The organism is Pseudazoarcus sp. NS34, from assembly GCF_059703725.1.
The window spans coordinates 1-17,809 of the sequence record NZ_BAAKIZ010000003.1; the positions used below are offsets into that span (position 1 = coordinate 1).

Below are 17,809 nucleotides of genomic sequence, written 5' to 3' on the forward strand. Positions count from 1 at the left end.
CGCCAGCGTTCAATCTGAGCCAGGATCAAACTCTTAAGTTCAATCCACAGCACTCAAAGTCAAAACTGACATATGAGCACTCAATCTTTGTGATTCTCGGAGCCCGAAGGCTCCGTGGATCCACAATCAACCAAGCACCCACACTTATCGATTGTCCAAATTTTTAAAGAACCGCTGCCACCCGGCAGCGAAGAAGCGAGATTATGTACAAACTACCCCACCTCGTCAAGCCCCTCAGCACAATTTCTACAACCCGCTGAAGAACCCCTCAAACCCCTCAACTCCGCTAAACACAACACTTTCAGCGGCGAAGAGGGGCGCAGTATATAGACCAAACCGAAGGTGTCAAGCGGCCAAGCTCAAACAATTTCGACGGCAGCAAAACGACGCTTCCCAACCTGCAGAACAACCTTGCTGCCAACCGCCACCATCAGGCCGCGATCATCGACCTTGTCTCCATCCAGCCGCACCCCCCCCTGCTCGATCATCCGAATGGCTTCGGAGGTACTGGCCGTCAACCCGGACTGCTTCAGCACCTGAACGATGGCAAGACCACCGCCCTCCCCCTGCAACACGAGCTCCGGCATATCGTCGGGCAACGCTCCGCGGCGGAAACGGGCATCAAACTCTTCAAGCGCCTCCTCCGCAGCCCTGCGATCATGGAAACGCTCGACGATCTCCTGCGCAAGTAGCACCTTGACGTCGCGGGGATTACGACCGCCGGAAACCTCTTCACGCAAACGAGCAATCTCCGCCGAGGAGCGGAACGACAAAAGCTCGTAGTAACGCCACATCAGATCGTCCGAGATGGACATCAATTTCCCGAAGATCTCCCGCGCAGGCTCAGCGATTCCGATGTAGTTGCCGAGGGACTTCGACATCTTGTTCACGCCATCGAGACCTTCCAGCAGCGGCATCGTCAGAACGCACTGCGGCACGACCCCGTAGTGGCGCTGCAGCTCCCGACCGACCAGGAGGTTGAACTTCTGGTCGGTGCCGCCCAACTCGACGTCGGCCTTCATCGCGACGGAGTCATATCCCTGACACAGCGGGTACAGGAACTCGTGAATCGCGATTGATTGACCGCCGGCGTAGCGCTTCGAGAAATCATCCCGCTCCAGCATCCGGGCAACTGAGTAGTGAGAGGCCAGACGGATCATCCCGGCGGAGCCAAGCTGCTCCATCCATGTGGAATTGAAGCAGACCTCAGTGCGATCCGGATCGAGAATCTTGAAGACCTGATCGCAGTAAGTGCGGGCGTTAGCCTCAATCTGCTCCCGCGACAGCGGCGGGCGCGTCGCGTTCTTGCCCGACGGGTCACCGATCATGCCGGTGAAGTCGCCGATCAGGAACATGACGTGATGGCCAAGCTCCTGAAAGTGCCGGAGCTTGTTGATCAGCACCGTATGACCGAGATGCAGATCCGGCGCAGTGGGGTCGAAACCGGCCTTCACCCGGAGCGGGCGGCCGCTCTTCAGCTTGTCAATCAGTTCGCTCTCGACGAGCAATTCTTCGGCCCCACGCTTGATGAAATCGAGCGAAGCTTCGACATCGATCATGAAAATCTCCGATTTACCTTCCGAAACGTCGCGAACGACTTGATTGCTTTGTACTTTTTCCTACGCGTTTGCTAGAATTCACAAAATTTTTTTGCTTCAAAGGATTCTCATGCGGCTCAGAGAAAACGGGATTCTAACGGAATCAACTCAACTGCCCAGCAGACCCAAGCGGATTCCGCTTTCAATCGCGTTTTTCATAGCCTCTGCGCTTGCTGTCGTGGCCGCAACCGCCGACCCTCCGGGCAACAGCGCGCCGCCGTTTGAGCAGGAGACCGTTGTCGAGCGACTCGGCACGCCCGGCATTGAAGCCATTGAACTCGCCTCGACCCTCCCCTACGTCTTCAATGAGCGAATTCAGCCCGGCGACACCCTGCAGTCCATCTTCCGCCGCCTAGGGGTCGAAGACAGTGAAGCCTGGGCCTTCCTGAACAACAACAGTGAAATGCGCGACGTGCTGCGGCAGCTGCGTGCCGGTCGATCGCTGGTGGCCATGGTTGCCCCGGGCGGCAAGCTCGTCTCGCTGAACATGCCCATCTCGCGCGGCAGCGAGCGCTTCATCGTCAAACGTGACGGCGAGGCCTTTGCAGTTTCGGGCGGCGATGCGCTTGCAATCGAAACGCTGGTCGAAATGCGCTCCGCCACGATTACGCATTCGCTTTTCGGCGCCACCGACTCGGCTGGTGTACCGGACAGCGTCGCAAGCCGCTTTGCCGAAATCTTCGGCACGCAGATCGACTTCTCCCGCGACATCCGCAGTGGCGACCAGTTCAGCGTGGTCTACGAGACAGTTTACGACAACGGGATTCCGATCCGCACAGGGCGCATTCTTGCCGCCGAATTCAAGAACCAAGGCAAGGCGCACCGGGTAATCCTGCATCGCGAGGCCGATGGCAACGAGGCATATTACACTCCGGACGGACGGGGCTTGAACCAGGCGTTTCTGCGTTATCCGCTTGAATTCACGCGTATCTCTTCGAATTTTGGGCGCCGCATGCACCCCATTCACAAGCGCTGGCGCAGCCACAACGGGACCGACTTTGCGGCACCGTCGGGCACACCGATCATGGCGTCATCGGATGGTCGGGTTCGCTTTGTCGGCAACCAGAATGGTTACGGCAAAACGATCATTGTCGAACATCGCGACGGCTACTCCACCCTTTATGCGCACCTCAACGGTTTTGCGCGCGGCCTGAAAAGCGGACAGCGCGTTCGGCAAGGCGACATGATCGGCTATGTTGGCATGACCGGTTGGGCCACCGGCCCGCACCTGCATTACGAGATCCGCGTCAACAACGTGCCGCGCGATCCTCTGAAGGTTGCCCTTCCCCCGGTCAAGCCGCTCGAGAAGAAGGAGTTGGCCAACTTCAAACGCGGAGCCGAAGCAATGATGGCGCGACTTGATCTGCTCAACCACGAGCCGACGCGCGTTGCAGAGAACACCGCACGCTGACCGCCAAAGAGAGCACGCAAAAAAAGAGGGCCTAAGCCCTCTTTTTTTTGCGCTGCGTCCTGCCAATCAAACCGAGAACGAAGAGCCACAGCCGCAGGTACTCGTCGCATTCGGGTTGCGAATCACGAACTGGGCACCTTCCAGGCCTTCCGAGTAATCGATTTCGGCGCCAGACAGGTACTGATAGCTCATCGAGTCGATTAGCAATGTCACCCCGTTCTTCTCCAGCGCAGTGTCATCCTCCGCAACTTCTTCGTCGAAGGTGAAGCCGTACTGGAATCCGGAGCAGCCACCACCGGAGACAAAAACTCTCAGCTTGAGATCCGGGTTGCCTTCCTCGTCAATCAACTCTCGAACCTTGTTGGCTGCGCTGTCGGTAAATACCAGCAGGTCCTGCATGTCGGTTGTCGTACTCATATTCTCTCCTGGGGAACCACGGCGCCGCGAAACTTCGCAAACGCTCTGTTTGTGCATTTGATGCGGACCACGACGGCAAGTTCCGACGCCATCTCAGCAATGCGTCAAGCTTACGCTCGTCAGGGGCTGACGGGAACCACCTCCAGGCCGCTTCGCTCATCAAAGCCGAACATGATGTTCATGTTCTGAACGGCTTGCCCCGCGGCGCCTTTGACAAGATTATCGATCACCGAGAGAACCACGACCGTATCGCCGCCTTGCGGTCTATGCACCGCAATCCTGCAGATATTGCTCGCCCGCACCGAACGAGTCTCCGGATGCCGCCCTGCCGGCATGACATCGACAAACGGCTCGTCCTTGAAGCGCGCTTCGAAAAGCGCTTGCACGTCGATGTCGCGCGTCAGACGACCGTAAAGCGTGGCATGAATACCGCGGATCATTGGCACGAGGTGCGGCACAAACGTCAGGCCGACCGGAGAGCCAGCAACACTGCCCAGGCCCTGACGGATTTCAGGCAGGTGCCGATGTCCCGACACGCCATACGCCTGAAAGTTGTCGGCAGCCTCAGCAAACAAGGTGCGTACTTCAGCTTTCCGCCCTGCACCGGAAACCCCTGATTTTGAATCAGCAATCAGATTTCCGAGCTCGACTGCGCCTGCCTCTACCAGAGGGAGGAAACCCAATTGAACGGCAGTTGGATAGCACCCGGGATTCGCCAGAACGCGCGCTGTACGGATGGCTTGACGGTTGACTTCGGGCAGACCATAAACGGCCTCGGCCACCAGCTCGGGCGACACATGCTCCATGCCATACCACTTCTGCCACTCAGCCACATCACGAATACGGAAGTCAGCAGCAAGGTCAATGACTCGGACACCCGCAGCAACCAACTCTGCAGCCTGCTGCATTGCAATGCCGTTGGGAGTGGCGAAGAACACGACATCGCACTGGTCAAGCCCGGCTTCCTGCGGCGTCACGAATGACAGGCCCACGCGCCCACGCAAGCTCGGAAACATGTCGGCAACCGGCATCCCCGCCTCGCCTCGTGACGTAATCGCCGAGAGCTCAACGCCTTGATGCATGCTCAGCAATCTGAGCAACTCCACACCGGTGTAGCCCGTACCTCCGACAACTCCAACCTTGATCATTGCTCCTCCTGTCTTCGCCTGAGCGAGTAATGCGCGAACCTGAAAAGACAAAGGCCGCCCATGGGCGGCCTTTGACAAGCATCCAGACGCGATCAGCGCTTGGAGAACTGCTTGCGGCGACGCGCCTTGCGGAAGCCGACTTTCTTACGCTCAACTTCGCGGGCATCACGCGTTACGAAACCGGCTTTACGCAGAACCTGCTTCAAATCCACGTCGAAATCGATCAGCGCGCGGGTAATGCCATGACGGACTGCGCCAGCCTGCCCCGACTCACCACCACCGGTGACGTTCACCATGATGTCGAAACGAGTGGCGTTGTCGGTCAGCACCAGAGGCTGACGAACGACCATACGACCCGTTTCGCGCGAAAAGAACTCGTCAACCGGCTTGCCGTTGACAACGATGCTGCCGGAACCCGGCTTCATGAAAACACGTGCTACCGCCGTCTTGCGACGACCGGTGCCGTAATTGTAGCTCACAGCCATTGATGGGCTCCTGTCAGATCTCGAGAACTTTGGGCTGCTGCGCAGCATGCGGGTGCTCGGCACCGGCATAGCACTTCAGCTTCTTCAGCATGGCGTAGCCCAGCGGGCCCTTCGGCAGCATGCCCTTGACAGCTTTCTCAAGCGCACGGCCGGGAAAACGCTGCTGCATCTTTGCAAAAGTGGTTTCGTAAATACCGCCCGGGAAGCCACTGTGACGGTAGTACTTCTTATCCTGGGCTTTGTTGCCGGTCACGCGCAGCTTGTCGACGTTGACGACGACAATGAAGTCACCGGTATCAACGTGAGGCGTGTAAATCGCCTTGTGTTTGCCGCGCAGGCGACGAGCAACTTCAGCCGCAAGACGACCAAGCACCTTGTCTGACGCATCGACAACAAACCAGTCGCGCTTGACCTCATGCGGCTTGGCAGAAAACGTTTTCATTTGAATCCTCGATTCTTGTCCGGCCACGCGAGGGCCATCAAACGGAAAGCACGGGATGATATAGGACTCTGGAGCGTGATGTCAAACCACTCCTTCGTCAGACCGTAGGTAAAAAAAACGCAGCCCGGAGTTTACCGGACTGCGTAAATCCACACCAAAGGAGGAGGGTGGAGGAGACATCGGTCGAGATTGGGCAAGCCCGATCTCACTGAGGAGAATTATCTCCGCTGAGCCGATACGTAGCAAGAAAAATTTGTGCAATGCACAACAAATGTTCTGATGCGAATATAAAAGACTCTTATCGCGGATTTGATGCCCTTTGCCCTGCTACAACAGGCCGCCGCGCCCCCTGCTTCCGCTAGAATCGTGCTCTTATAAAGCCCACCTGCAGGGCGAACAACCCGAGAGGATTCAAGAATGGAGTGCACGATCAAATGGCTTGATGGCGCGAGCTTCGTCGCAGAGACCGGCTCCGGCCACCTCGTGACGATGGACGGGGCGCCAGATGCAGGCGGCCGCAATATGGCGCCGCGACCGATGGAAATGATGCTGGTCGGTGCAGGCGGCTGCAGTGCATTCGACGTAGTTATGATTCTGCGCCGCGGGCGCCACGACATTCGCGGCTGCACTGCAAAGCTGGTTGCAGAACGCGCCGACAGCGACCCCAAGGTGTTCACCCGGATCGGCTTCCACTTCACCGTCACCGGCAAGAACCTCAAGCCAGAGGCAGTAGAACGCGCCGTACACTTGTCTGCCGAGAAGTACTGCTCAGCATCCGTGATGCTCGGAAAGACCGCGAGCATCGAGCACACTTGGGAAATCGTCGAAGCAGACTGACGAACTAAATGCGATGGGCCAGCGTGGTCATCAGCCGGCCCATCCAGCGCATCCCGGTCTTTACCGGAGTCGGCAACTCGGCCGCCCCCAGACGCGTAGCGGTTTGGGCGTGCTTGACTTCATCTTCGGACATCTGCTCAAGGATTGCCCGGGTCCGCCGGTCATCCTGACGGACCCGACCGAGATGCCCATTGAGGTGCGCCTCAACCTGGCGCTCGGTTTCGGCCAAAAAACCCAGATTCCATCGGTCCCCTGCCCGGCCGGCAAGCATTCCCATGGCGAGCGAACCTGCATACCACAGCGGATTGAGCGCACTCTTGCGCCCTCCCAGCTCGGAGATACGATGCTCGGTCCAGGCGAGGTGCTCGGTCTCTTCTACGGCCGCGCGCTCCAACTCTGCACAGATGGCCGGATCGCGTGCCGTAATGGCCTGCCCTTGGTACAAGGCCTGAGCGCAGACCTCTCCGCAATGATTCACACGCATCAGCGCAGCGGTCAGCGAACGCTCCTGAGCCGACATCTCGATGTCTGGAAGCTCTGCCCCCGGTAGCGGACGAACCGTCCTGGCCGGCGCGCCAAGCGTGCGCAAGACCTTGTCGAAATGGATGATGAAGTTATCCACGCTCATCACGTCAGCTTCGCCACCGATCGACGCCATTTCTCAGGCCACGCAAGGCGGCGTCGCGCGAAGCTGGCGGGGCAACGCCGTCACACAGGTAGTTTATGGCGAGCGCAGCCTGAGGAAGATACGCGCGCGCTGAGCGCAAGGGCTTCCACTCGGAGCGCCGTGGCGGCACCCACTCGCCATCGGGGCGCCCGTGAGCGTACAGCTTGTATTCGGCGGTGGTGCAGCGAATGCCTTCGTAGGTCACCATTTCCGCCCCGCCGCTGCCCCGGATGAGCATCACGAAACGCACGACATAGTCAGGACCAACGTCCAGCGAAGATTCATCGACAAAGAAACGGTTGGAAGAAGCCGCGCTGACCTCGAACTCCCGCAAGTGATCGGTTTGCACTGGGGGCGGCATCGGCACCTCGGCCTCCTGCCAGTTCTCATCCGGATCCACCAGAAATCCCTGCGCCAACGCCGAAAACGGCGCCAGCAAGCCGGCTGCAAACAACACACCGGCAAAGCCACACTTTGCTCTGCTCAACATCCACTAATCCTCTGTTCGCCCTCTCGACGGCAGACCGGGTCCGCACGCCCTTCTGCCGCCCCTACCCGATCCGGCGCCTGATGGATTCAGGTTTCGCGTTCGACCGCAAAATCCCTGTACTCCGGTGGCAGTTCCGGCAAGACCGGCCGGAACAGGATGGCCGACAGCTCGGACAAGGCCTGTTGGTACACCTGACGTTTGAACTCGATGACGGTATTCAGCGGCACCCAGTACTCATGCCAGCGCCAAGCATCGAACTCCGGATGTTTGCTGGCGCGCAGCGAAACATCACTGTCGCGCCCAGTCAGCCGCAGCAGGAACCAGATCTGCTTCTGCCCACGATAGGAACTACGCCACTCACGGCGTATCCAGTTTTTCGGGACGTCGTACCTCAACCAGCCACGCGTGCGCCCGAGGATCTTCACATGTTCGGGTTTGAGCCCGACTTCCTCAAACAACTCCCGGTACATGGCCTGCTGCGGGCTTTCGCCGTGCTTGATGCCACCTTGCGGGAACTGCCAGGAATGCTCGCGAATCCGCTTGCCCCAGAAAACCTCGTTGCGCCCGTTGACCAGGATGATGCCGACGTTTGGGCGATAGCCCTCACGATCGAGCATGCCGGAACCCTTGATTCGTTCAGTTGGGTTGATTTTTCCACACTTGCGGGGGCTTGGAAAGCACGGCACCCGCTGTGTTAAGGCGCTTGCCGGCGGCCCGCTGATAGAATGCCCACGATTTACACAACCACTTTTCCCGGAAGCCCACGATGTTCGCCAGCAGGTTCTTCATCTCCACCCTCAAGGAAGCCCCTTCGGACGCCGAAGTCGCCAGCCACAAACTGATGCTGCGCGCCGGCCTGATCCGCAAGGTCGCAGCAGGCATCTACACCTGGATGCCGATGGGGCTGCGTTGCCTGCGCAAGGTCGAGAACATCGTGCGCGACGAGATGAATGGCGCGGGCGCCATCGAAGTGTTGATGCCCGCCGTGCAGCCGGCCGAGTTGTGGCAGGAGTCCGGCCGCTGGGCGCATTACGGCCCTGAACTGCTACGTTTCAAGGATCGCCATGACCGCGACTTTGTCGTCGGCCCGACGCATGAGGAAGTGATTACCGACATGGCACGCCGCGAGCTCAAGAGTTACCGCCAGCTGCCGCGCCACTTCTATCAGATCCAGACCAAGTTCCGTGACGAGATTCGTCCGCGCTTCGGCGTCATGCGCGGGCGCGAGTTCCTGATGAAGGACGGCTATTCCTTCCACGCCAGTTACGACGACCTGGTGCGCGAGTACGGCAACATGTACGACACCTATCACCGCATCTTCTCGCGCATCGGTCTGCAGTTCCGCGCGGTAGCGGCCGACACCGGCTCGATCGGCGGCACCGGCTCGCACGAATTTCACGTCATCGCAGAAACCGGCGAAGACGACATCGCCTACAACCCCGATTCCGACTACGCCGCCAACGTCGAGCTGGCCGAAGCACTGGCACCGACCAGCGCGCGCCCGGCTCCGGGCACGGGCCTGAAGAAGGTGCATACTCCCGGCATCAAGACCATCGCCGACCTGGCTGGCTTCCTCAATATCCCCGCCGAAAATACCGTCAAGGCAATCGTCGTCGAAAGTGACGACGACGCCGGTCGCGCCCCGGCGCTGTTGCTGGTGCGTGGTGACCATGAGCTCAACGAGATCAAGGCGCAGAAACTGGACGGCATTGCTGACCCGCTGGTGTTCGCCAGCGCCGAGGCTATCCAGGCCGCCTTTGGTGCAGCCCCTGGCTCACTCGGCCCGGTCGGCTTCAAGGGGCGCGTGGTAATGGATCGCAGCGTCGCGGCGATGGCCGACTTCGTCGTCGGTGCCAACCAGGACGACTGGCACTACACCGGCGCCAATATCGGCCGCGATTTTGCCGAACCGGAAGTCGCCGACCTGCGCAATGTGGTGGCCGGCGACCCATCACCCGATGGCAAAGGACAGCTCGCGATCTGCCGTGGCATTGAAGTCGGCCATATCTTCCAGCTGCGCAGCAAGTACGCAGCCGCGCTTGACTGCAAATTCGTCGATGAAGGCGGTCGCGAGCAGGTCATGGAGATGGGCTGCTACGGCATCGGTGTTTCGCGCATTCTTGGCGCCGCAATCGAACAGAACCATGACGAGCGCGGCATCATCTGGCCTGCGGCCATCGCCCCGTTCGAAGTGGTGATCTGCCCGGTTGGCTTCGACAAATCCGATGCCGTGCGCGAAACCGCAACGCGGCTCTACGAAGAGCTGCTTGCTGCCGGCGTGGATGTCATTCTCGACGACCGCGGCGAGCGCCCCGGCGCGATGTTTGCCGACTGGGAACTGATCGGTGTGCCGCAGCGCGTCGTGGTCGGTGATCGCGGGCTGAAGGAAGGCGTAGTTGAAGTCCAGGGCCGTCGTGAAGCCGAAGCCCGACGTGTCGCACCGGCCGAAGTGCTGGCCTGCCTGCGCGAGGCCAACTGACCATGCGCCGCCTCGCCCGCCGAACCGTCCTGACCCTCAGCGCTGCAGCGCTGCTGGGGTCTGGTCAGTCCTCGCTGGCAGGGCCACAGATGTACGAGCCGATGTCCGAGAGCGTGCGGGCTGCGCTGCACGCCTCGATCAGCGACCAGCCGCCTTTACTCGTGCGCGAGGACCAGCAGTACCAAGCCTGGCGTGCCGAGATGGCTCAGCGCCTGAAGCGCTGGTTACCGGACGAAGCGGATCGCCTCGACCTGCTCGACACCGTGCATTACGAGGCCACCCGCGCAGGGCTCGACCCTCAGCTCGTGCTCGGCCTGATCCAGATCGAGAGCGGCTTTCGCAAATACGCCGTTTCCTCTGCCGGGGCGAAGGGCTACATGCAGATCATGCCGTTCTGGATCGACGTCATCGGTCGCCCGGCCGACAACCTGTTCCACCGTCGCACGAACCTGCGTTACGGCTGCACCATCCTCAGGCACTACCTCGACATCGAAAAGGGCGACCTGTTTCGCGCACTGGGACGCTACAACGGCAGCCTCGGCAAGGCCGTCTATCCCAACAAGGTGCGCAACGCCTGGGAAGGCGCATGGTCGTTCGCGAGCGCGCCCGTACAACAACCGGCACGCGTTGCGGCCAATCCCTGATCAGACCGCCAGCGCTTCGCTTTCCTGCGCATCCTCACGCGCAGCGCCGCGCTCGGCACCTCGCGCAGCATCCTTCTCAGCCTCGGCGGCCATGATGTCGCCGCAGATCTGGCCACCTTCTTCGATGAAGATCGAGCCGTAACGGATCTTGCCGCTGACGCGCCCGCTGGCGTGGATCACAAGCTGTTCGCGCACGGTCAACTCGCCGTCGAAGCGACCGTGAATTTCCGCCAGGTCCACGCCGACCTTGCCTTCAAAGGCGCCGCCCTCTGAGATGCGCAGCACACGGCTGTCCATGGTGGCGTCGACTCGCCCTTCCACCACCAGCGTGTCGCAGTCGAGGATCTGTGCGCCCTTGAGTTTGACGTCCGGGCCGACGATCAAGCGACTATCGCGCTTGCCCCCGTCATCACGTACACGCCCGGAAGCCTCCCCTGCCGCGGCGGCTGCCGGCGGTGCGCTCGGCGCAGCACTTGCAACGCCTGCAGCCGGGCGACGCTGCGTCGAAGCCTCTTGTGCCGACGGCGTCGCCGGGCTGCGCTGTCCAGCGCTGCGGCTGGCTGCGTTCTCTGCGGCCTTGGGAAACAGATTGGGCTTGTTGAACATGGCGAACTCCTGGCTGCGGTTACAAAGAACGCAGTCTAGAGGCCGCCCTAGGCCGCGGACGCCATGACTTGTTTCAAGGTGGTAAGTACCTGGGCTCGTGCTGAGCCAGTCGCGGAGTGGGCCTGCACGGTCTGACACGCCGTAACCACGCCGGATTCCACCGGAGGGAAGAGATCCGACGGGGCCGCGATCAGGACATTGGCCTGACGCTTACAAACATCGCCTTACATCGCCTGTCGAGTGACCCGGAGTCGGTGCGTCAAGCCGTACCGCCCACCGTCAGGCCGTCGATGCGCAGCGTCGGCTGACCAACCCCCACAGGTACGCTCTGCCCATCCTTGCCGCATGTGCCGACGCCGGGATCGAGCGCCATATCGTTGCCGATCATCGATACGCGCGTCAGCGCGTCCGGGCCATTGCCGATCAGCGTCGCGCCTTTCACAGGACGTGTCACCTTGCCGTCTTCGATCAGATAGGCCTCGGACGCCGAGAACACGAACTTCCCGGAGGTGATATCGACCTGACCGCCACCGAAGTTCGCCGCGTACAGACCCTTCTTGACCGAACGCAGGATTTCCTCAGGATGCTTGTCGCCGCCCAGCATGTAGGTATTCGTCATGCGCGGCATCGGCAGATGCGCATAGGACTCGCGCCGGCCGTTGCCGGTTGGCGCCACGCCCATCAGGCGCGCATTCAGCATGTCCTGCATGTAGCCGGTGAGGATGCCATCCTCGATCAGCACCGTGCGATTAGTCGGATTGCCCTCGTCATCCACGGTGAGCGAACCGCGGCGATCGGCCAGGGTTCCGTCGTCCACCACGGTGACGCCACGTGAAGCCACTTGCTGCCCCATGCGACCCGAGAAGGCCGAACTACCCTTGCGGTTGAAGTCGCCCTCCAGCCCGTGGCCAATGGCTTCGTGCAACAGGATTCCGGGCCAGCCGGAGCCCAGCACGACCGTCATGGTGCCGGCCGGGGCGGCCACGGCATCCAGGTTGGTGCGCGCCTGATGCACCGCCGCGCGGGCGTATTCGCACAAGCGCTCGTCGCTGAAATAGGCGTAGTCAAAGCGCCCACCGCCACCGGCACTGCCTTGTTCGCGGCGCGTGCCGTCTTCCATGATGACCGACAGCGAAACACGCACCAGCGGGCGCACGTCGGCCGCCATGTGGCCGTCGCTGCGCGCCACCATGACCACTTCCCACGAGCCCGCAACATGGGCCATGACCTGGGTCACGCGCGCATCCTCGGCCCGCGCGAAACCCTCCAGCCGCTCCAACAGGCGCACCTTGTCGGTATCGCCCAGCGAAGCCAGAGGGTCGTCACCGCGATACAGCGGCGGGCGTGCCGCTGCGCGACCGACCGCAATACGTCGCTCCTCGCCAGCGTCGGCAATCGCCCGCGTGGCATTGGCTGCCGCATCCAGCGCGGGCATCGAGATATCGTCGGAATAGGCGAAGGCGGTTTTCTCGCCGCTGATCGCGCGCACCCCCACGCCCTGCTCGATGTCGAAACTGCCCGATTTGACGATGCCCTCTTCCAGGCTCCAGCTCTCGGCACGGTGATATTGGAAATACAGGTCGGCGTAGTCCAGCCGATGCCCCATCAGCTTGCCCAGCACCCGCTCGATGTCGCCATCGACGAGACCATAGGGTGCGAGAAGGTACTGTTCGGCGACCGCAAGGGCAGGAGTGGCGATATTCATGTCTGTTCCGTGTAGTGAATGCTTCGGCAGTGGACCGCTGCGTGGCGCGATCGATCCCGTCGTATCAGTTTCCCGCACCGATCCGGCGATGCGCCAGCGCGGGTAGCTGCTGACGCACGGTAGCCAGACGTTGCGGGTGGAGGTCGGCGACGACCACCCCGGCGCCGTCTTCGGCCCGGCAGGCCAGGACTTCGCCCCATGGATCGATGATCATCGTGTGCCCCCAGGTTCGCCGACCGCCCGGATGTTCGCCGCCCTGGGCCGGCGCGATGACGTAACACTGGTTCTCGATTGCCCGCGCGCGCAGCAAGATTTCCCAGTGTGCTCGCCCCGTCGTTGCCGTGAAGGCCGACGGCACGAAGATCATGTCGGGCAGCCCCAGCGCACGATACAGCTCCGGAAAGCGCAGGTCGTAACACACCGAAAGGCCCATGCGACCATGCGGCGATTCCAGCGCCACCGGGTGCGCGCCTGGCTCGATGGTACGCGACTCGTCGTAGCGCTCACCACCGTTGTCGAAACCGAACAGGTGGATCTTGTCGTAGCGCGCAGCCTGCCGGCCCTGCGCATCGAACACCAGCACGCTGTTGCGCACCTTGCCCGGCACGCTGGCTGTCAGCGGCATGGTGCCACCGACAATCCACACTCCGTGACGCAAGGCGGCAGAAGCGAGAAAGCGCTGGATCGGGCCATCGCCCGGGCGCTCGCAGGCCCGTACTTTCGCCAGTTCATCAGACGACAGCAGCGCGAAATACTCGGGCAGCGCAAGCACCTGCGCGCCCTGCCCCACGGCCTGCTCAATGAGCGCCGCGACCTGCTCCAGATTCGAATCGACGTCCGGACCGGAAACGGTTTGCAAGGCAGCAACGCGAAGTGGCGCAGGCAGACTCATTGGGCAGATTTCCCTTCCGGTTCTCTCCGGCCCTTGCCCACCGGTAGCTCGACAATCTGGGGATCATCCCATTTGCCGGTGATCGCATAACCGTAGGCAAACATCCGTTCGATGGGGTCGTTCATGATCTTCTGGGCGAGATACGCCACCAGCCCGGCCACCGGGTTGACCATTCCTGCGGCAGCCCCGATGGCCACGGAATCGGTCAGGGTCGGCTGGACGACGACTTTCAGATCCTGCGTTTCGCTCATCACGTCAGCGGTGCCGGCAATCCAAACCCGGGCGGCCGGACCGGCGATCTCGAAATCTTCCGAATTGAGGATGCCGGAGCGCAGGCTCACGTTGCCGCCGATCCGGTCAAATGCAAAGCCTTCGCTGAAGACGTCACGGAAATCAAGCACCAGACGACGCGGCAAGGCCTGCAGGCTGAGCACCCCGAGCAGGCGGCCAACGCCGGGTTCCAGCTGGGCAAACCGGCCCTTCCGCGCATCTACACGGAAGGCGCCGTTGAGGCTGGGGTAGTCGATGCGGGTCGGCACGCCCTGCCACTCCAGATCACCGCTGAGCAGCGCCGTGCCCCCGCGCACCATGTCGGGATACCCCATGCGTCCCAGAAACGCACCGAGATCGGGGCTTTCGAGCCGTAGCGCAAGCTGCGTGGTCGGCGTTTCACCCGGCAACCAGCGGCCGCGGGCCACGAGATGAGCATCACCACTTTCGATCGAGGCCGAGTCGATCAGCCACTCGCCGCCCTCATTGCGCGCTTGCAGATCAAGCCGCCCGAGAGACCGCTCGCCGAGGTAAAAGCGTTCGGCAATCACGTCCATGTTAGGCAGCGAGGTCTGCGCGGCCTCTTCGCGCAACAGCTTGACCAGGTCGGTCTCGACGGCGTCCCGGCGTCCCAACCGCAAGTGATCCAGACGCAGGGCAAGCGTCCCCTTGCCCTCGTCATGCCAGGCGAAGCCGCCACCGATCACGTCACTGGCTACACGCCCGCCCCACGCGCCTTCGCTGGCACTTGCAGACAACTCAAATTCCGTGAATTCATAGCCGAAGGCCCGCAGACGGGCCACCTCCACGTCGACGTTTGCCCACGGCAGCGCTTCGCTGACCGCTGTGCCTTCCTGCAACGTACGCCAAGCGTCGAGATCGAGTTCATCGAGCGTCATCGCCAGCGACAAGCCGCGCTGTGGAACGTCCAACGGCGCCCGCGCCGCGATCCCGCCACGCGAGATACGAAACCGCTCGTCCGCCCCCTGGCCCGAAATCGAAAACGCCAGCCGGTCGCCGACACTTCCGACGAAATCGCGCGTTTCCCCGGCGAAACCCACCTCGACCTTGACGGGCCATGCCTCGCTCGCGCGCTTGTTGAACGGGTGCGGCAGGCTCGACGAAATCCCGGCGAGATCCGAGCGCACGTCCACCCGGGTCTTGCCGTCGCCCACCGCCACCTCCGCCTGCCAACCAGTGGTGCCGGACAAATGCGACAACGCCGGCCAGCCGTACAGCGCGCCCAGGGCGCGGGACGACACACCGCCGTCGACCTTGAAGCGCACCTGTCCCGGCGCAACCGTGCGCGCCGCGATCTGGACGGGCCGACCGAAGGCCTGACCGCGGGCCTCCTCGATGCCGAAGCTGCTCTCGGTAAACTGCACACGGCCGCTGGCGTTCTCGACCGGTGGCAGCCAGTCGGCCACGCCGATGCGGTTTCCGGAAAAGCGAAAACTGCCCTCCACCGCCGTTGCATCAACGTCGTGCAAGGGCATGGTCAGGGTCAGTTCCAACTCGCCATCGCCATCAGCCGTCATGTCGTCGGTGAAGCCATTGACGCTTTCACGCACCGGGCTGGCCGAAACAAAGCGCAGGAAATCGGCGGTGGCACCGCGCGCGACGCCGCGTATGGTCATTGGCTGGCGGCGCCGCATGTCGAGATCGGGCAGGTCCGCGACCACGTCGTGCAACTGCACCCCCAGAATGCTGCCGGCGGTGGCCGAGATGCGTGCTCCAGCCCCTTCGAAACGCAGCGTTGCAGCAATGCCTTCGATCGCCGGCCAGCCGGGGGCGTATTCGAGCAAACCGTCGCGCAGGTTGACGGTCACTACAAACTCGCCCGAGCCATCCTCGAAGGGGAAGTCCGCCAGGCCGCCGCGCAAACTCAAGCGCGCGTCATCCACATGCGCTTCGCGGATCGAGCTTTGCAGCCAGCGGCGCGTGTACTCGCCAACGTAGTCCGGCACGTAGCGCCACACGCTCGGCCCCTCGGCGCGTGTCAAACGCGCGGCGATGTCGACCTCACCATGCTCACCAACGCCCGGCCGATAAACACCGCTCACCTGCCCGGTGACATCCGCATTCTCGAAGGCACCGCGCTCCAGGCGCACTTCAAGTCCCTGCGCACCCTGGCTCCAGCCGCCTTCGGCATCAAGGCGATCAAACTCCAGTCGAGATTCCGAAAAAACCTGAGGAATATCCAGCACCGCTGCGCGGCTTGCCAGCACGAAACGGCCCTGCTTCCCGTCGCCGCGCACCTCGCCGCTGAGGCCTTCGCCGCCGGGCAGCGCATCGGTCGGTTGCAACGCCAGATCACTGAAACGCGCTTCCAGACGCGTCAGGGCAGCTTGGCCGGAATCAGTGACCCAATCGAGGCGCAGGTCTTCGACCCGTCCGCGCGGATCGTGCGCGGCGATGTCCTGACGCATGTCCTGCGACATCGGCAGATGCGCGGACAACTGCACGACAACGCCCAGATCGGCACTGCTCGCCTGCAGCGATCCACCCCCCGACGAAGCCAGATGCAACTCCATGTCGGTCGGGCCGATGCGCAGTCCGTCGCCGGTCTCCAGCTCGAAACCACGCAAACTCAGCGTCTGCCCCTCTGCATTGCGGGTGCCGGTGAGTCGGCCGCGGGCGCTGTGCGCCGTGATCTGCGGCAGTTCGTCGCTGAGCTGCATGGCGAAATCGACCAGGGAAAAGTCGACGTTCGCCGAGCCCAAGGCGCCGCCCGCAATCGACATCCAGGCCTCGACATCGCCGGCGCCCGACAAGGGCAGCGGATAATCGACCCACGGCTTCAGGCCCTCGAGCTGCGCGCCGATGAGCCGCACATAGACCTGCCCCTCCCAACGGCTGACATCCGCCGGCTGGTCGGACACCAGGTCGCCACGCACATCGATGCGACTGGCCAATGCGGCGTCAGGGCGCGCCTGCAGGCCGAAACGGTAGCGGCCCGCGGTGCGCTCAATGCGCAAATCAAAGTCTTCCAGGCTCAGCAGGGGCGCGCCACGTTGGCGATCGTCCCAGAACAGGCGGGCATTCAGGACGGCGATCTCGCCCTGGGCGAACAGCCAGGCGGCCAGCCCGCCGCCGCCCGCGCCGTCGCCGAGCTCGAATCCGGCGACGTGGATGTTGCCGTCGGGCTCACGCAGCACCGTGAGTTCCGGGCCGATCAGGGCCAGACGGCGGAAGTACGGCCTGCCCGTAAGCAAGGACGACCAGCCCAGATCAGCCTCCACCTGCTCCAGCCGCAGTGCTGACTCGCCTGAACCGATCTCGATTGCACTGGCGTGCAGACGCAAAGCCGGCCCGGGCAGATCGGCGCGGAGTTGGCCGATACGAACCTCCACCCCGACGGCCTCGGACAGCCGCTGGGCGATCCATTCGCGATGCTCGTCAATATGCGGCAAGACCAGCTCGCGCACGGCCAGCAAGGCAAAGCCCACGGCAAAGAACGCAAGCACCACCAAGCGCAGCAACCAACGCATCGCGACACTACGCCCACCGCGGCCAGGGGCCGGGACAGCGACATCGGTGGAGGCAGGGTCAGGAGGGCGATCGGTCATGGTCGAATGAACTGGCACGGTCCGGCCAACGCAAAAATTTAAACAGCATTGGCTGCGCCGCTGCGCAGCACCGGAAGCGGCCCTGCTCAGGCGTGCGCCATTCTAGCAGCGTGACTTGCCGCAAGTGCGCGAAAGCCTGTCGGGACGCG

17 protein-coding genes are annotated in these 17,809 nt (G+C 62.4%); 4 read left to right on the forward strand and 13 right to left on the reverse strand.

Annotated features, from left to right (window positions below; translation table 11 throughout):
• Positions 1–359: 359 nt before the first annotated feature.
• Positions 360–1,559 (reverse strand): tyrosine--tRNA ligase, encoded by a 1,200-nt coding sequence (tyrS, locus tag AC6H0N_RS10125; protein WP_497573993.1) that lies wholly within the window; start codon positions 1,557–1,559, stop codon positions 360–362.
• A gap of 91 nt (positions 1,560–1,650) precedes the next feature.
• Between tyrS and AC6H0N_RS10130 the strand changes: the two genes are divergently transcribed.
• A complete protein-coding gene (locus AC6H0N_RS10130; protein ID WP_497573994.1) occupies positions 1,651–3,009 on the forward strand; it encodes a peptidoglycan DD-metalloendopeptidase family protein in 1,359 nt (452 codons plus the stop codon).
• Between the two features lie 66 nt (positions 3,010–3,075).
• On the opposite strand, the gene erpA is transcribed toward AC6H0N_RS10130, so the two are convergent.
• The 4 genes from erpA to rplM form a co-directional block, all read right to left on the reverse strand.
• Positions 3,076–3,426, reverse strand: coding sequence for an iron-sulfur cluster insertion protein ErpA (gene erpA / locus AC6H0N_RS10135; RefSeq protein ID WP_497573995.1), 351 nt, complete (start codon positions 3,424–3,426; stop codon positions 3,076–3,078).
• 119 nt (positions 3,427–3,545) lie between these two features.
• Complete coding sequence (argC, locus tag AC6H0N_RS10140) at positions 3,546–4,574, reverse strand: N-acetyl-gamma-glutamyl-phosphate reductase (protein ID WP_497573996.1); 1,029 nt, start codon at positions 4,572–4,574, stop codon at positions 3,546–3,548.
• Positions 4,575–4,666: 92 nt separating this feature from the next.
• Complete coding sequence (gene rpsI, locus AC6H0N_RS10145; protein WP_497574588.1) at positions 4,667–5,059, reverse strand: 30S ribosomal protein S9; 393 nt, start codon at positions 5,057–5,059, stop codon at positions 4,667–4,669.
• Positions 5,060–5,072: 13 nt separating this feature from the next.
• Positions 5,073–5,501: a 50S ribosomal protein L13 gene (gene rplM, locus AC6H0N_RS10150; protein WP_497573997.1), complete on the reverse strand. Its 429-nt coding sequence runs from the start codon at positions 5,499–5,501 to the stop codon at positions 5,073–5,075.
• Positions 5,502–5,918: 417 nt separating this feature from the next.
• Here rplM and AC6H0N_RS10155 point away from each other — a divergent pair, with 417 nt between their 5' ends.
• A complete protein-coding gene (locus AC6H0N_RS10155; RefSeq protein ID WP_497573998.1) occupies positions 5,919–6,338 on the forward strand; it encodes an OsmC family protein in 420 nt (139 codons plus the stop codon).
• A 4-nt stretch (positions 6,339–6,342) separates the two neighbouring features.
• Here AC6H0N_RS10155 and coq7 read toward each other — a convergent pair whose 3' ends face one another.
• The 4 genes from coq7 to AC6H0N_RS10175 all read right to left on the reverse strand — a co-directional run bounded on the left by coq7 (position 6,343) and on the right by AC6H0N_RS10175 (position 8,284).
• Positions 6,343–6,996: a 2-polyprenyl-3-methyl-6-methoxy-1,4-benzoquinone monooxygenase gene (coq7, locus tag AC6H0N_RS10160; RefSeq protein WP_497573999.1), complete on the reverse strand. Its 654-nt coding sequence runs from the start codon at positions 6,994–6,996 to the stop codon at positions 6,343–6,345.
• Complete coding sequence (locus tag AC6H0N_RS10165) at positions 6,971–7,495, reverse strand: CNP1-like family protein (RefSeq protein WP_497574000.1); 525 nt, start codon at positions 7,493–7,495, stop codon at positions 6,971–6,973. Before AC6H0N_RS10165 ends, coq7 begins: the two co-directional genes overlap by 26 nt.
• Positions 7,496–7,581: 86 nt before the next feature.
• Entirely contained in the window at positions 7,582–8,112 is a 531-nt protein-coding gene (locus tag AC6H0N_RS10170; RefSeq protein WP_497574001.1) for an RNA pyrophosphohydrolase, read from the reverse strand.
• Between the two features lie 19 nt (positions 8,113–8,131).
• On the reverse strand, positions 8,132–8,284 hold the full coding sequence (locus AC6H0N_RS10175; protein ID WP_497574002.1) for a hypothetical protein: 153 nt from the start codon (positions 8,282–8,284) through the stop codon (positions 8,132–8,134).
• On the opposite strand from AC6H0N_RS10175, the gene AC6H0N_RS10180 reads away from it, so the two are divergent.
• Positions 8,262–9,974, forward strand: a complete 1,713-nt coding sequence (locus AC6H0N_RS10180; RefSeq protein WP_497574003.1) for a proline--tRNA ligase — start codon at positions 8,262–8,264, stop codon at positions 9,972–9,974. The two genes, AC6H0N_RS10175 and AC6H0N_RS10180, sit on opposite strands and share 23 nt — an antisense overlap.
• Before the next feature lie 2 nt (positions 9,975–9,976).
• Positions 9,977–10,618, forward strand: coding sequence for a transglycosylase SLT domain-containing protein (locus AC6H0N_RS10185; protein ID WP_497574004.1), 642 nt, complete (start codon positions 9,977–9,979; stop codon positions 10,616–10,618).
• On the opposite strand, the gene AC6H0N_RS10190 is transcribed toward AC6H0N_RS10185, so the two are convergent.
• From AC6H0N_RS10190 to AC6H0N_RS10205, 4 genes are all read right to left on the reverse strand, one after another.
• Entirely contained in the window at positions 10,619–11,224 is a 606-nt protein-coding gene (locus tag AC6H0N_RS10190) for a bactofilin family protein (RefSeq protein WP_497574005.1), read from the reverse strand. It abuts the gene before it with no gap.
• Between the two features lie 259 nt (positions 11,225–11,483).
• On the reverse strand, positions 11,484–12,929 hold the full coding sequence (gene tldD, locus AC6H0N_RS10195; protein ID WP_497574006.1) for a metalloprotease TldD: 1,446 nt from the start codon (positions 12,927–12,929) through the stop codon (positions 11,484–11,486).
• A gap of 64 nt (positions 12,930–12,993) precedes the next feature.
• Positions 12,994–13,821: a carbon-nitrogen hydrolase family protein gene (locus AC6H0N_RS10200; RefSeq protein WP_497574007.1), complete on the reverse strand. Its 828-nt coding sequence runs from the start codon at positions 13,819–13,821 to the stop codon at positions 12,994–12,996.
• Entirely contained in the window at positions 13,818–17,582 is a 3,765-nt protein-coding gene (locus tag AC6H0N_RS10205) for a YhdP family protein (RefSeq protein WP_497574008.1), read from the reverse strand. Before AC6H0N_RS10205 ends, AC6H0N_RS10200 begins: the two co-directional genes overlap by 4 nt.
• Positions 17,583–17,809 lie beyond the last annotated feature (227 nt).